The 15,175-nt window shown below is 41.8% G+C and carries 13 protein-coding genes; 6 read left to right on the top strand and 7 right to left on the bottom strand.

Going from position 1 to position 15,175, the window contains the following annotated elements:
• Positions 1-62: 62 nt before the first annotated feature.
• The 5 genes from ybeY to N2317_07175 are packed head-to-tail and all read right to left on the bottom strand — an operon-like array spanning position 63 to position 5,645.
• Complete coding sequence (gene ybeY, locus N2317_07195) at positions 63-527, bottom strand: rRNA maturation RNase YbeY (GenBank protein ID MCX7817279.1); 465 nt, start codon at positions 525-527, stop codon at positions 63-65.
• A gap of 3 nt (positions 528-530) precedes the next feature.
• On the bottom strand, positions 531-1,505 hold the full coding sequence (locus tag N2317_07190) for a PhoH family protein (GenBank protein MCX7817278.1): 975 nt from the start codon (positions 1,503-1,505) through the stop codon (positions 531-533).
• A 32-nt stretch (positions 1,506-1,537) separates the two neighbouring features.
• Positions 1,538-2,782, bottom strand: coding sequence for a M20 family metallo-hydrolase (locus tag N2317_07185; GenBank protein ID MCX7817277.1), 1,245 nt, complete (start codon positions 2,780-2,782; stop codon positions 1,538-1,540).
• 32 nt (positions 2,783-2,814) lie between these two features.
• Positions 2,815-4,245, bottom strand: a complete 1,431-nt coding sequence (locus N2317_07180; protein ID MCX7817276.1) for an insulinase family protein — start codon at positions 4,243-4,245, stop codon at positions 2,815-2,817.
• Between the two features lie 11 nt (positions 4,246-4,256).
• Entirely contained in the window at positions 4,257-5,645 is a 1,389-nt protein-coding gene (locus tag N2317_07175; GenBank protein ID MCX7817275.1) for an insulinase family protein, read from the bottom strand.
• A gap of 308 nt (positions 5,646-5,953) precedes the next feature.
• On the opposite strand from N2317_07175, the gene N2317_07170 reads away from it, so the two are divergent.
• From N2317_07170 to N2317_07145, 6 genes are all read left to right on the top strand, one after another.
• Positions 5,954-6,916: a MerR family transcriptional regulator gene (locus tag N2317_07170; GenBank protein ID MCX7817274.1), complete on the top strand. Its 963-nt coding sequence runs from the start codon at positions 5,954-5,956 to the stop codon at positions 6,914-6,916.
• Between the two features lie 77 nt (positions 6,917-6,993).
• Positions 6,994-7,446, top strand: coding sequence for a D-aminoacyl-tRNA deacylase (dtd, locus tag N2317_07165; GenBank protein MCX7817273.1), 453 nt, complete (start codon positions 6,994-6,996; stop codon positions 7,444-7,446).
• Positions 7,443-7,925 (top strand): DUF1285 domain-containing protein, encoded by a 483-nt coding sequence (locus N2317_07160; protein ID MCX7817272.1) that lies wholly within the window; start codon positions 7,443-7,445, stop codon positions 7,923-7,925. Before dtd ends, N2317_07160 begins: the two co-directional genes overlap by 4 nt.
• Before the next feature lie 19 nt (positions 7,926-7,944).
• On the top strand, positions 7,945-9,405 hold the full coding sequence (guaB, locus tag N2317_07155) for an IMP dehydrogenase (GenBank protein ID MCX7817271.1): 1,461 nt from the start codon (positions 7,945-7,947) through the stop codon (positions 9,403-9,405).
• A gap of 5 nt (positions 9,406-9,410) precedes the next feature.
• A complete protein-coding gene (locus tag N2317_07150; GenBank protein MCX7817270.1) occupies positions 9,411-12,884 on the top strand; it encodes a DNA polymerase III subunit alpha in 3,474 nt (1,157 codons plus the stop codon).
• Positions 12,865-13,608, top strand: coding sequence for a UPF0280 family protein (locus N2317_07145; GenBank protein ID MCX7817269.1), 744 nt, complete (start codon positions 12,865-12,867; stop codon positions 13,606-13,608). The genes N2317_07150 and N2317_07145 overlap by 20 nt, the downstream gene beginning before the upstream one ends.
• Positions 13,609-13,653: 45 nt before the next feature.
• Here the strand turns inward: N2317_07145 and N2317_07140 are convergent, their stop codons facing one another.
• The gene (locus N2317_07140; protein ID MCX7817268.1) at positions 13,654-14,592 is read right to left on the bottom strand and encodes a DnaJ domain-containing protein; all 939 of its coding nucleotides are present in this window, start codon (positions 14,590-14,592) and stop codon (positions 13,654-13,656) included.
• A gap of 63 nt (positions 14,593-14,655) precedes the next feature.
• Positions 14,656-15,175, bottom strand: a 520-nt coding sequence (locus N2317_07135; GenBank protein MCX7817267.1) for an indolepyruvate oxidoreductase subunit beta, incomplete at its 5' end; no start/stop codon positions are given.

Genomic DNA, 15,175 nt, shown 5'->3' with positions numbered 1-15,175 from the left:
CTGAACAATCATTTATCCCAAATTACAGTGTTTAGGAGGCATTGTTGATATGATCCTGTGGGTTATTCCAGTTCGTATCCCTTGATCATATAGAAAAGTTCAAATTCTTTGTCCTTCATCAATTTGGCGTTTTTTTCATCTCCACTTTCGTGATCATAACCGAGAAGATGTAGAATACCGTGTATCAGCAGATATGTTAACTCGTCTTCAAGAGGTATCTCTGCTTCATGGGCTTCTCTTGATGCCGTTTCCACGGATATGACCACGTCGCCCAGTAGATTGTACTGTGTCTCCGGCGATTCGCCCTCCTTTTGAGGAAAAGCCATAACGTTTGTGGGTCGATCACGACCTAGGAATGATCTGTTCAACTCTCTTATTTTTTCGTCATCAAGGAAAAGCACACTTATTTCGCTATTTCTGATCTGGAGTAGATTGAGGATTTGGTCGATGATTTTTAGGATCTTGCGCCTGTTAAGCTTGAATTTCCGTTGATAATTGGCTATAAAAATATTGTTTTTTGACCCCAAATATTAACCCTCGTCGCGTTTACGTCGCCGTTTATCAAGGTTGTTATAAGCTTTTATTATTTCCTGTACTAAAGGATGACGAACTACATCGACCTCTGTGAAGTACACGAAGCGTATCCCCTTAGTGTTCTTTAATATTTGTTCCGCCTCTATAAGCCCTGACTGTTTCTCCACTGGCAGATCTATCTGAGTCACATCTCCAGTAATCACAGCTTTGGATCCGAAACCGAGGCGTGTCAGAAACATTTTCATCTGTTCAGACGTCGTGTTCTGAGCCTCGTCTAGTATAACGAAAGCATCATTGAGGGTTCGTCCTCTCATAAAAGCAAGGGGTGCTACCTCTATAACTCCTCTGGTTATTAGAGAGGTTGCCTTGTCAAAGTCAATCATATCGTACAGGGCATCATAAAGGGGTCTCAAGTATGGATTTACCTTTTCCGCTAAGTCACCTGGAAGGAACCCAAGTTTTTCGCCCGCTTCAACTGCAGGTCTTGCGAGCACGATCCTGTCCACTTTTTTATCCATGAGATAGGAAACGGCCATGGCCATAGCTAGATAAGTTTTTCCAGTGCCAGCTGGCCCTATTCCGAAAACCATATCGCAGGTTCGTATGGCTTCAATGTACTCTTTCTGTGCTAAACTTTTGGGTGTAATTATTCGTTTTTTCGATGAGATAAAGACCTTATCTAGAAATATCTGCTCAAGGTTCACCTCGCTGTTTTCAGCCAGCATCCGGTGTGCAAAATCCACGTCCTGATGAAAAAGAGGGTAACCCCTGGAAACTATATGATAAAGTTGCATGAGGAGATTTTTGGCGAGTTTTACAGAAGGGAGGTCACCACTTATGGATAGAACGTTGCCTTTTACCCCAATACTTACGCCATCTAGCTTTTCAATAAGACGTAGATTTTTGTCGTGTTCACCGTATAGAACTTTGAGTAATGTGTGGTCAGAGAAAACAATCTTTTCTACACACATAGTTCCTTTTTTAGTAACAGTCTCCCTCCTTTCTAATAATCCTGAAGGAATAAATGGAGAAAAACCTTTGCATTTCCTACCATATTGTCAATTAAACAAAACTCATTTGGTTGGTGAGCGGTATGCTCAGTGCGGGACCACACAGCTACGGGAAATTCTCTTTTCCTCAAGTACGCAGCCACTGTTCCTGCACCTATACCTCGCGGTTTGGCTTCAACAGAGTACACCTCTCGGATCGCCTTTTGTAAGGCTTTTACCACTGGCGCATCGGTAGAAGTTGGTGGTGGGGATTGAAGTTCCTGGATTGGTTCTACCTCAATTGAGACTCCGAAGATCGTTTCGATTTCTTTTGCGACCTCTTTTATTTTCGCCAGAACCATTTTCAGGTCGTACTGGGGTAGTATCCGACAGTCCATGTAAAACACGTCATCGCCAGGAATTGTATTCACGTTTGGTACATTGGCTTCTTTTTTTGTGGGCTCGAACGTACTCGCCGGTGGATCAAAAAGGGTGTTAATTTCATCAAAACACTTATGGAGTTCATTGTGAAGACGCACAATAAGATGTGAGGCTGCCAAATGTGCATTCTTTCCTTGATGGGGAGTGCTCCCATGACACTGTTTTCCACTGGTATGAATACGCAGCCATAGGATACTTTTTTCGGCGACCTCTATTAGTGTGCCATCGCTGTTTCCTGCATCGGGCACTAATATTATATCATCACTCTGAATAGGATTTTTCTCATTAATCAATACGTAGTCCAGTCCATACAGACTTCTCGTTTCCTCATCTGAGACAAAAATAAGACCCACAGCGTTAGGTGTAGTCACTTTTTCTTCACAGCATACCCGAGCTGCAAAAAGTGAAGATATGAGGTCCTGCTGATTATCCTCCACGCCCCGACCATAGATTTTTCCATCCTGAATAACAGCTCTGAAAGGGTCAGTTTTCCAAAGATCTAGGTTTCCAGGAGGAACTACGTCCATGTGAGTTATAATCCATACTGTTCTTTTGTTTCTGCCGTTATGCCGCACGATTATGTTGGGACGGTACCCCCCTTTTGCTCTGGGATCGGGGGCATTTATCTCAAAACACTGATCAAAGGGGATAGTATCGAGTATATGTTTTATGAACCTTCCCCTTTCATACTCCCCCTCACCGCCGTTATCCGGTGAAATAGCCGGTATAGCAGTCAAAGCAATTTGGAGGTCGATCATTTCATTCCTGTATGATTCAATTTTTTCTGATAAATTACGGAACACATTGTAATCAAACATGTTTTGCTTTTACCCTCTTTTTGTTCAGTTTGTCAAGGTACTACAACCCTGCATTCATATGTGTTTTTAAAAATCTCCTTGAGGTGTTTTAGGTATCTTTCAGGACCCAATACGAGTATTGTTAATTCAGTGGGTTTTATTGTAACTTGTGCTGTTTTTATAATGTCGTTTAAATTCAGCGATTCAATGCGGAGGGGATACACTTTATAAAAATCTTCGGGAAGTCCATAAAATTCTCGCACTAATTCTCTGTAAGTGATCTGGTTCGGAGTCTGAAACTCGAAAATAAATCTGTTTAAAAAAGTTTTTTTTGTTTTTTCTACTTCGACCTTTGAGATCTGCCCTGCTTTTATTGCTGAAAGAATGTCTATAATACGGCGCAACACCTTTACTGTGTTATCATTTGATGTGGCGCCATATACTGCGAATACACCGTGATGAGCTCGGGTTTTATAGAAGCTTCCAGCAGAATAAGCCAGTCCTTTGCTCGTTCTTATTTCTTGGGTGAGCTTTGATGTGAAACCTCCACTTCCAACTATTAAGTCGAGTATCTTAAATGGGAAGTAATAGGAATCACTTTTGCCGGGTGCAATATGACCGGCTATTATGATTGATTGAGGTAGCTCTTTTATTACATAGTAAATGCCAGGTTTTGTCTTTTCTGGGGGAGGAGTCACTTTTCTGCTCTTTCCTGTCAACTTTAGACCACCAAAAAGACGTTCACATTCGGTAGCGACTTCTGATACAGTCACATCACCTGTTATGGCAATGATCATGTTTTCAGGATAGAAATACTCCTGATGAAAACTGAGAAGATCATCCCTCGTTATGTTTTTGATAGATTCTGGGGTTGATTTTCTGCCCCTGGGGTCTGATCCGTATAGTGCACAAGTGAATTCTCGGAACGATAATCTCCAGGGATCATCCTTTAAACGCAGTAAATCTTCTATCATTAGTTCTTTTGATAGTTTAATACGTGTTTCATCCATAAGGGGGGCACTCATCATATCATAGAGTAACTGAATCCCCTTTTTCCATTCCTCGCGGAGACAGTTCAGTGAAAATGTTACCATCTCATATGACACAGATGTTTTAAGAGTACTTCCAGTGAAATCGAGAAATTCGTCTACTGAGCGTGGAGGTAACGTTTTGGTTCCCCCAGTTTTTATCGCCTCCGCTGTAAGTTCGGCTAGACCCTCTTTGCCGATTGGCTCAAAATATGAACCTGCACCTATGGTAATCTGAATATCTACGAGAGGTACGGTGTGATCTTCCATAACAAAAATAGTAAGACCATTTTTTAGAACGAACCTGTGTGGCTTAGGGGGGACGAAATTCAAAGGTTTGAAGGAGAACGTGTCTGGATGGCGGTACTGTTCCATCCAAGGGAAGGTTTCTGTAGTACCAATAAGGGAGAAGAGAACAGACACAAATGTCATCAATAAGATCTTGCGTGTTGTCATAATGATTTTCTTCAGTTACGTTGTGCGATCATCCCCACTGTTCTGTTATCTCGCTTTAGATAAGCATGGGCAACTCGTCTCAAATCCTCTAGTGTAATTGAATCGAGTCTACGTAGGTATCTTTCGATGTACCTGAAATCGCCTACTTGAGCCTCATAATACGAGAGCATGTCAGCAATTTCCTCATTTGTTGTTTGTGATCGGAGGACATCGACCCGGAGATAATTTTTTGCTTTGTTGAGTTCCTCCTGTGAGATTTTTCCGTTTTTTAAATCTTCTAGAATGGAGTATATAGCATTCTCGAGATCATCTATTTTTGTGGAACTTCGCGGTTGGGCGTAGATGACAAATAAGTTTGGATATCTCTCTCCTGGCAGGCCGTTTATGGCTATTACCGATTCTGCGAGATTTCTCTTCTCTACGATTTCCTGAAAGAACCGACTAGACCTTCCCCTTGAAAGTATGGTCGATATTACATCAAAAACACAATCATCATCGTGAGGTGGGTTTGGTTTGTGATAACCTATGACGAGAAGGGGTTTTGCATCTATTTTATTCAGGCAAAACTTCCTCTCACTCTTCTGGGGAGGTTCCAGAATTACTGATTTTTCCACTACTGAACTCGTCTTTAGGTTTCCAAAGTATTTGTGTATTATTTTTTTAGCTTCCCATGATTTGAAATTTCCTACGACAGTGATTATCGTTTTCTCTGGAGATAAGGTTTCTCTGTAGAAGTTTTGAAGATCGTGGGGTGTAATGAATGCAACTTCATTTTGGTAGCCTATGATCGGCCTATTGTATGGGTGGACAGTGAAAGCTTCTGCGTAGAATTTTTCCATCAATTTGCCTTCTGGTCGTGATTCTATTCTTTGTTTGCGTTCCTCGAGTATGACGTTCCTTTCTTGGTAAAATTCTCTGAAAACAGTGTTGAACATACGATCGGACTCTATACGCGCCCATACCTCCATACGATTAGAGGGGAGACTGACATGAACAGTGATGAGGTCCTGGCCTGTGGTTGCATTGTAATGCTCGGCTCCATTCTCCGTGTATATTCGGTCGATTTCGTTTGAACGGTAGAGTTTCCTGTGCCTTTGATTCAATTTTTCAAGTTTTCTTTGCAATAGGACTATTTTGTCTTTGTCTGCCAGCTCACCCTTCATGCGTTCTCGATCGATAGCGCTCCCAACTTTATATATTTTCTTAAGAACCTCTCTTTCCCTTTTATAATTTACAGTACCTATACTTTTTGTACCTTTGAACAACATGTGTTCAAGGAGATGCGCCATTCCTGATTTTCCCGCAGGGTCGTTTGCCGCTCCAGCTTTGAACCTGATGTAGAAGGAGATTGTTGGAGATGTATTCCGTTCCAGAAGAATGACTTTTATACCATTCTTCAAAGTGAAGACCTCAACGTTTTCTAAAAGTTTTAACGTGTATCTGTCATTTCCATAGGAGTGTGAGGGTAAGAAAAATAGTAAAAAAAGAAGTACTATAACAGTTCGGGAATGGGTCATTAACTGGGCGGCAGAAATCATTAATGGTTAATCCAGAAAATTAGACTCATATTATATACAAGAAACAAATCTTCAGCAAGAATTATTTTTTCTTCATCTATTACCTTAGATTAGACAGTCTAATTGATTGATTTTTAATCAAAAATATGTTTGAAAACTCTAATTGGACAATCAAATTGGGTGATCAATTTATGGATAGATATTTTATTTCGAGCAGAGAAGTCTTAGCAATTACGGGTATATCTAGGTCCACATTAAACAATTACATTAAGTTTGGTTTGGTTCCGGTGCCCGACGTTAGGAAATGCGTGAAGGGACATGGTCAGATTAGGAGACTTGGTTATTTTCCCGTTTGGGTAATTGATCGCATTAAAGAGATTAGGGACCTTAAAAGAAAAGGTTTAACTATGGACAAAATAGTGGAAAAATTCAACAAAATAACTCCCTGGGAGGCTAAAGAAGCATCGACTTGTTTTTTGGCGGGAGAGTGGGTAAACATTTGTGTGCTCGGTTTAGCGATACAGAATGGAGATGAAGTCTGTCGTAGGGTATTACCTGAGGGTTATGTCTCGATTATGAATACTGTGCGAAAAAGTTTCGAGAGCACAGTTGCTAATTTTGGGGGTCTGTTTATCAAGGATATGATGCACACTTTTTTATCCGTGTTTTTTTCAAGTGATGAATATGTAGAGAGGACATTGAGGTGTGCATTTGCTCTCAGGCAGAACATTATGAGTATCCTTGAGGAATGGGGAAAAAAAATCGGATATGATATATTTTTTGGTATAGCGATTTCCCATGGAAAATACATTTCTTTGGATGGAAGAAATTTTTTACCATCAGATGTTAACTGTAGTGGAGGTATTATGAGCCATGTGATCTATCTGTCTCATCTGGCGAACAATAGTGAAATCTTTGCTACAAGAGAGACAATTATGGAGATCTCTCCCCAAAGAAGGAACATTTTTAAATATGGTATAAAAAAGAGTGAAAAAGGTAAAATAACTTTGTTTGATGATGTTTTCGCGCGTTCAACAGAAACCGTAGAGAAATCTGTACCTGAGATATGGAAAGACGAACTGGCAAATGTGTGGGTAACCTGCCTTGTAGACTACCGGTATCCCCTCTTTGATGGTTATCCCTTGACTGAATAGTGGAACTAATGGTTGCTTGAATGCGGAAAACGTTATTTGCTAACATGTATAGAAAATTTTGGAAGGTGTAAGGCTTTATGAGGGCGGTTATCCAGAGAGTTGATAAAGTGAGTGTGCATGTGGACGGATCTTTGATATCCGAGACAGGAAGGGGTGTTATTGTTTTTCTTGGTGTTGAGAAAGGTGATCAAGAAACTGATGCTGATTATTTACTGCAGAAGATTTTGAATTTGAGGATCTTCGAAGACAGAGGTGGAAAAATGAACCTTTCGCTCCTTGACATGAATGGCCAAATGATGATTATATCACAATTCACATTGCTGGCCGATTGCAGTAAGGGAAGACGCCCATCCTTTATTAAAGCAGAGGAGCCAGAACTTGCTCGAAGGCTCTATGAGTACTTTCTGAAACGTGCGGAGAATAGTTTGCCAGGGAGGATAGGTTCGGGTGAGTTTCAGGCAGATATGAAGATAGATGTTGTGAACGACGGTCCAGTCACGATCCTTTTGGATAGCAGAAGGAGTTTTTGAGTGGAAAAATGGTGGATGTTACAAAAAGTGATATAAGAATTGATAAAGATGGTGTTTGGTACTACAGAGGAGCCGAGATGTTTCGGAAAGATATAGTGAACCTATTCTACAAACATCTCAAAATGGATGAGTGTGGTCGCTACTTAATTGAATTTCCTAATGATCGTTGTTACATAGATGTGGAGGATACGGCGTATGTGGTAAAGGCTGTGTATCAAGTTGGCAAAGGGGATGGGTATGTTGAGGGATTTAGGGTGTTGCTCTCTGACGATACTATAGAGACACTCGATCCAGAAACTCTGGAGATTGGAGAAGATAATGTATTGTATTGTAAGGTTTGTCCGGGAAAGTTTCCGGCCAGGTTCACTCGAGCTGCCTACTATCAAATAGCGAATTTCATTGAATTTGATGCGGACGAAAATCGATTTTATCTTCAGATAAAGGGTCAACGCTTCTATCTTAAACAGAAAAATCAGTAAAAAACTTTGAGGTGAAAAAATGTTTGAAGAACCAATAAGGGAGGCCCTTACTTTCGATGATCTACTCCTTGTTCCAGCGGAGAGTGATGTTCTTCCAGGAGAGGTTGATACTACTACTAAGTTGACCAATAATATCATCCTCCGTATACCATTGATTAGCGCTGCCATGGATACTGTCACGGAATCGAAAACGGCGATTTGTATGGCTCGCGAGGGTGGTATAGGTATTATCCACAGGAATATGAGTATAGAACGCCAGGCGCTAGAGGTAGACAAGGTCAAAAAATCTGAAAGCGGTATGATAGTGGATCCTATCACGGTGGAACCGGAGCAGAAGGTATACGAAGCACTGAGGTTGATGAACGAATACAGGATTTCGGGAGTACCTGTTGTAAAAGGTAAAAAGTTAGTTGGTATTCTCACAAACAGAGATATACGATTTGAAACTGATCTTGATCAGCCGGTGGCTAATGTAATGACGAAGGAAAATCTGGTAACCGTGCGTAGCAACATAACCCTTGAGGAGTCGAAGGCGTTGCTGCATAAGCACAGAATAGAAAAACTCCTTGTTGTGGATGATGATTTCAATCTGAAAGGGCTGATTACTATCAAGGATATAGAGAAATTGAAGCAGTATCCCAATGCCTGTAAGGATGCATTAGGTCGACTGAGGGTAGGAGCAGCTGTGGGTTTGCTCGATAGAGAGGAGCGTATTCAAGCTCTTATCAGCGCAGGGGTGGATGTCATCGTTATAGATACGTCCCATGGACATTCGAAAAGGGTTCTTGATGCTGTAAGAGACACCAAGATTAATTTTCCGAAAGTAGATGTTATCGCCGGAAATGTTGCTACGGCAGAAGGAACCGAGGCTTTAATCAAAGCGGGGGCTGATGCTGTAAAAGTGGGTGTTGGACCCGGATCTATATGCACAACAAGAATCATCGCAGGTGTAGGTGTACCACAGATGACAGCCATAAGGGACGCCTACAAAGTCGCTTCAAAATACAACATACCGGTAATAGCTGATGGGGGTGTCAAGTTTTCTGGGGACATCACCAAAGCTCTGGCAGCAGGTGCCCATTCAGTAATGATAGGAGCATTATTTGCAGGAACAGAGGAAAGTCCTGGGGAGACGGTGCTATACCAGGGAAGGAGCTACAAAGTGTACAGGGGAATGGGCTCTCTGGAAGCGTTAAAAGCTGGAAGCAGGGATCGTTATTATCAAGATGAGTTGGAAGGTACAGTTAAACTTGTTCCTGAGGGAATTGAAGGGAGAGTTCCCTTTCGAGGGTCTCTGTCGGCTAGCATTCACCAGCTGGTAGGTGGATTGAAGGCTGGCATGGGCTACATAGGATGTCGTACAATCGAGGAGATGCACAAAAAAGCGCGTTTCATACGTATAACATCGGCAGGTTTGAGAGAAAGCCACGTTCACGATGTTATTATAACCAAGGAAGCCCCCAATTATTGGCTGGATTGATCAATATGAAACACGCAGACTTCGTACATCTTCATGTTCATACACAGTACAGTCTTCTGGACGGGATGATCAGAATTAAAGATCTCTTCCAAAGGGCCAGAGAATATCAAATGCCTGCTTGTGCAATCACAGATCATGGCAATATTTTTGGTGCCATTGATTTTTATCAGCAGGCTTACAAAGCTGGTGTGAAGCCTATCATTGGGTGCGAGCTCTATGTAGCCCCGGGAAGCAGGTTTGACAGGAACGTACCCCAGGGGAACGAAACATCGAGACACCTCGTGGTTCTGGTTAAAAATCAACAGGGATATAAAAATCTCATCCGCCTTACAACAGCCTCATATTTAGAAGGTTTCTACTATAAACCCCGTGTGGACAAAGAGCTTCTAAAGAAACACAGTGAAGGTCTCATCGCTTTAAGCGCGTGCTTGCACGGAGAAATACCTGATTTAATCCTTAAAGGTGAACATGAAAAAGCTGTTACATGTGCCGAATATTACAGAGAAATTTTCGGAGATGATTGCTTTTTCCTTGAAGTGATGGAGAATGGTATCCCAGAACAGAGGAAGGTTAATGAGGGGTTGATTGAAATCAGTCGTAGAACGGGGATACCCCTTGTGGCGACTAATGATTGTCATTATTTGAACATAGAGGATGCTGTCGCACATGATATCCTTTTATGCATTCAAACGGGGAAGACAGTGGAGGACGAAGATCGTTTGAGGTTCAAAACCGATCAATTCTATTTTCGTTCTCCCGACGAAATGAAGCGTCTTTTCTCGTACTGTCCAGAGGCTCTGGAAAACACTGTCTACATTGCAGAGAGATGTAATCTCAGTTTAGAGTTTGGTAGGTACCAGTTACCAAAGTTTAAATCAGAAGAGGGGTTAACATTAGATGAGCAATTAGTGAAACTTGCCCGTGAAGGACTGGAAAGATTGTTTAATGAGAAATCCGAGTTTAAAGAGAAGCCTGACTTGCGCAAAAAATACGAAAGACGCTTACATGAAGAACTTGAGATGATAAAAGATATGGGGTTTTCAGGGTATTTTCTAATAGTGGCTGACTTTGTAAATTACGCGAAGAAAAGAGGAATCCCTGTAGGCCCGGGGAGGGGTTCAGCGGCGGGAAGTCTGGTAGCGTATGCTTTAGGTATAACCAATATTGATCCCATCAGGTACGGGTTGTTTTTTGAAAGATTTCTAAATCCTGATCGCATCAGCATGCCTGATATTGACACCGATTTCTGTCAGGAGGGCAGGGATGAGGTCATTAATTATGTTACGCAAAAATACGGCAGTGATCATGTTGCGCAGATAATAACATTTGGAAAGATGCAGGCGAGAGCTGTGATTAGAGATGTGGGCAGGGCGATGAACATCCCCTATAGTGAAGTCGATGGGATAGCGAAACTGATCCCCAACAGGATTGATATAACCCTTGACGAAGCCATTGAGGCGGAACCTCGTCTACGTGAAGAAATGGTTAAGAGTGAAAAAATAGCAAAACTCATAAAGTATTCCAAGGCTCTCGAAGGATTGCACAGACATGCATCTAAACATGCAGCTGGGGTGGTAATATCGGATGTACCACTCGTGGAAAAAGTTCCCCTTTTTAGAAGTTCTAAGAATGAAATTATAACGCAGTACGCAATGAACGATCTGCAGGCAGTAGGACTTACGAAATTTGACTTTCTTGGTTTGAAAACATTGACAGTTATTAACAAAGCACTGGAATTCATAAAGAATAATAAGGGGATAGTTCTTAATCTCGATAAGATCCCTCTGAATGATAAAAAAACTTTCGAACTTCTCCAGAATGGGAGTACGGATGGCATATTTCAACTGGAAAGTGCAGGAATGAAAGAGATTCTTGTGAATATGAAACCGGATTGCATAGAGGATCTTATAGCTCTCATTGCCCTCTACAGACCGGGACCGATGAAAATGGTACCGGATTTCATTGCTAGAAAATCTGGGAAGATGCCCATAACCTATGAGGTTCCCCAACTTGAGGACATTTTAAAGGAGACGTATGGCGTAATTGTTTATCAAGAGCAGGTTATGCAGATAGCTGTTACCATAGGTAACTATACTATGGCTGAAGCTGACACTTTGCGAAAGGTAATGAGCAAGAAAAAGCCGGAGGAGATGGAAAAAGAGAAGCCTCGTTTCCTGGCTGGAGCGAAGAGGAACCGGATACCTGAGAGCAAGGCTTTAAAAATATGGGAACAAATGGAAACGTTTGCTGAGTATGGATTTAACAAATCGCATAGCACAGCTTATGCCATGATATCTTATCAAACCGCCTATTTAAAAGCTCACTATCCAGTTGAATTTATGGCAGCTCTTTTGTCAAGTGAGAAGGACAATAGGAATAAAATGATAAAGCACATAAACGAGTGTAAAGAAATGGGAATAAATGTACTTCCTCCTGATATAAACGAGTCGGACATCGATTTTACCATTTCTGGTGACAGTATCCGTTTTGGATTGGCAGCGGTAAAAAACGTGGGTAGTAGCGCTGTGGAGGCTATTATATCTGCAAGGGAGCGTGACGGAAAGTTCGAATCTTTCCTTGATTTTTGTTCCCGCGTGGATTTTCGTCGGGTAAATAAAAGAGTAATGGAAAGTTTGATTAAATGCGGGGCATTTGATTCTCTCGGGTATACTCGTCGCTCACTGCTGGCGTCGTATGAGAGAATCATGCACATGAACCATAACAAGCCGCGGGAAGGTCTACAGGTGAGCTTCTTTGACGATCTAAATGAGCAGCCTGAAAGTGCTTCGGTTAATCCATTGTATGAAATTGAAAATCTTCCTGAATGGGACTACAGAGAGCTTTTATCTTTCGAGAAGGAAACTTTGGGTTTTTACATTACTGGCCATCCGTTGCTTCGTTTTAAAGAATGGTTGCCTTTGATTAAGAACGCCGATACCTCTCAGCTTCAAACTATGGAGGATAAACAGGAAGTTTGTCTGGTGGGTATTATTGCGAATGTAAGGGAGATAACAACAAGGAAAATGGAGGTTATGGCTTATGTGAGCTTTGAGGATCTCCAGGGGACAGTTGAGCTTATATTTTTTCCGGAGGTATATAGAAAATCCCGACATCTTTTCAATCTCGATGAACCTTTATTTGTTAGAGGAACCCTTGATGTATCGGAAGAAGCAACCCATGTGGTGGTGGATGAAGCAATGCCATTAATTTCAGCTTTAAGGAATATAGGCGTTGGAGCTGTACACTTTTACATTAACGCTCCAGATGTAAACACTGCTATACTGAAAAAAATTAAGGATCTTTCCGAAAAAGAAGGGGGGGTTTATCTCGGATATCTCCATCTTCTGAATGGCGAAACGGAGATTGTCATTTTTCTGGGTAATAGTTTGTATTTTGACGTTTCTCATGTGAAGAACTGTTTATCTGAAGGAGAGATTTCAAACCTTGTTGTGAGATTTGATGAAACGCACATCCACTGATTATCGTGAACGGATATACCGTAGGCACTTATCACCCAGCCACCTTGTAACATTCGAAGCGTGTGTGAAAGAGACCGATCTTTGGATAGCGGCTGAGAGCTATCTGAAAAGCGAAGCTCAAGAGGCCATTTTTTTCTACAGGAGACAGATAGAAGAGTATATAAAGGAAAAGCCGTTGTTTCTGACCTCTCTGTCTCCTTTGCCATACGACCCTATCGCGCCTGAAATTGTGAGAACTATGCTAAGAGCGGGAATTGAAGCCTCAGTGGGTCCTATGGCAGCAGTTGCAGGTGCCATAGCAGAATTTGTAGGTCGAGAACTGAGGAGGTTCAGCAGAGAGGTTATTGTAGAGAATGGTGGTGATATATATATAGATTGTCAGAGGGAAACAAAAGTCGGTATTTATGCGGGAGAATCACCTCTAAGCAATAGATTGAACATAACGATAAAAAAAGAGCACATGCCTGTGGGGGTTTGTACCTCATCTGGGACAGTTGGACATTCTCTGAGCTTTGGAAAAGCAGACGCTGTGAGTGTTATATCTAAGTCCGCTGCTTTGGCTGATGCGGTTGCTTCATATCTAGGTAACATGGTTAAGGATAGAAAGGATATAACAAAGACTTTGAATGAGGCGAAAAAAATAGAAGGGATTATGGGTGTCGTTGTAGTAATAGGTGATGCGGTGGGGATGTGGGGAGATGTGTTAATTGAATGGGCTTTATAGAAAGTTTACATAACATTTCTTATGCGACATTTTAGATAACTGACCTCATAGGCCTTCCTCCTGGAGTTGCCGGATCAGCTTTAACTGTTTGTCTGTTAATTTCCTTGGAATTTCAACATTTATCTTTACGTACTGATCGCCTCTTGTCCCATCCTTGAGTGAAGGTACACCCAGTCCCCTCATTCTGAGCTTAGTGTTGTTCTGTGTTCCCGGGGGTATTTTTAAGCGTTTTATAGATCCATCAATTGTGGGAACCTCGATTGTTGTACCGAGAACTGCTTGGGAAAAAGTGATGGTCTTTTCTAAATAAATATCGTTACCGTCTCTGGCAAAAACGGGATGCGGTAAGATGTTTATGTTTAGGTATAGATCTCCAGGAGGACCACCGTTGTAGCCCGGTCCTCCCTTGCCGGCTACTCTGAGTTTTTTCCCTGCGCTTATGCCTGGCGGGATCTTTACAGTGATTTCTTCAACACGATTTTCTTTTTGAATGGCTAGTTTTTTTTCCACTCCAAAAACCGATTCTTCCAGTGTTATAGAAAGGTTATAGTGAAGATCCTGGCCTTTTTGGGGAACAGTATAGTCTTCACCAGTACCCCGGAAAAATTCTTCAAATATATCGAATCCTGTGCGCGTACCAGTTTTTTTCCTACCTGTTCCTGTAAAGAAGCTGCCTCCTCCAAAGGAAAATCCAAAACTCCGCAGTATTTCTCCCAAATCGAAATTCCTGAAAATTTCTTCCTGCGTGTATGCCTGTCGGAACCGATCAGCAGAACCGAATCTGTCATACTGTTCACGCTTTTCAGGATCGCTTAACACCGCGTATGCCTCGGAGATCTTCTTGAACATCTCCTCAGCATGAGCTTTATTATCGGGATTACGGTCTGGATGCCACTTTAGGGCGAGTTTACGGTAGGCTTTTTTTATATCATCTAAAGTGGCATTTTTGTCGACACCTAGAATCTTGTAATAGTCCTCAGCCATAACCTCCTATAAAAGTCCAAGATTTTTTAATAATTTAAGCGCTTAAGAATCTCAGTCAAGGCTTCAGAACTTATCAAAAAGGGACCTACCCAGACGAAAGGCAGTTATGTTTGCCTCCACAAGGTTATCTGGGAAAAAGCTTTGTAGAATTTCCTCCCAAACTTTCTCTTCCGGTTCCAGCCACCGCGATAAAACCCCAAGTAAAACTACATTTTCTGACCTCGTATGACCAGCTTGCGATGCGAGGCTCTGTGCGGGGACAACCACAACTTCTTCGAACTTCCCCTTCAAAAAATCGATTATGTTCGCAGGATAATCCATCTCTCCCATATTGACTGCAGGTGGGTAAATGGAAAGATCATTTAAAATTAGCCTCGAGTTGGGTTTCAGAAAGTCCAAATACCGGATTGCCTCTAGTTTCTCAAAAGCTAGGAGTATATCCACGTTACCTTTTCTCTCCAAAGGAGAATAAACTTTTTTACCAAATCGCACGTGGCTTGTAACACATCCACCACGTTGCGCCATGCCATGCACTTCACTTTTTTTGACATCCATACCCCATGCCATCAACACCGTAGAAAGG

This window comes from Syntrophales bacterium (genome assembly GCA_026417625.1).
Classification (GTDB): Bacteria; Desulfobacterota; Syntrophia; order Syntrophales; family UBA8958; genus JAOACW01.
Note: the sequence above shows the minus strand (reverse complement) of the source record. Positions and strands in the feature narration are given on the sequence as shown.

Coding starts and splice junctions, on each gene's coding strand:
- N2317_07140 (MCX7817268.1), bottom strand. CDS start 14,592: ATGGCTGAGGACTATTACAAGATTCTAGGTGTCGACAAAAATGCCACT.
- N2317_07190 (MCX7817278.1), bottom strand. CDS start 1,505: ATGTGTGTAGAAAAGATTGTTTTCTCTGACCACACATTACTCAAAGTT.
- N2317_07180 (MCX7817276.1), bottom strand. CDS start 4,245: ATGACAACACGCAAGATCTTATTGATGACATTTGTGTCTGTTCTCTTC.
- N2317_07145 (MCX7817269.1), top strand. CDS start 12,865: ATGAAACGCACATCCACTGATTATCGTGAACGGATATACCGTAGGCAC.
- N2317_07150 (MCX7817270.1), top strand. CDS start 9,411: ATGAAACACGCAGACTTCGTACATCTTCATGTTCATACACAGTACAGT.
- N2317_07170 (MCX7817274.1), top strand. CDS start 5,954: ATGGATAGATATTTTATTTCGAGCAGAGAAGTCTTAGCAATTACGGGT.
- dtd (MCX7817273.1), top strand. CDS start 6,994: ATGAGGGCGGTTATCCAGAGAGTTGATAAAGTGAGTGTGCATGTGGAC.
- guaB (MCX7817271.1), top strand. CDS start 7,945: ATGTTTGAAGAACCAATAAGGGAGGCCCTTACTTTCGATGATCTACTC.
- N2317_07185 (MCX7817277.1), bottom strand. CDS start 2,782: ATGTTTGATTACAATGTGTTCCGTAATTTATCAGAAAAAATTGAATCA.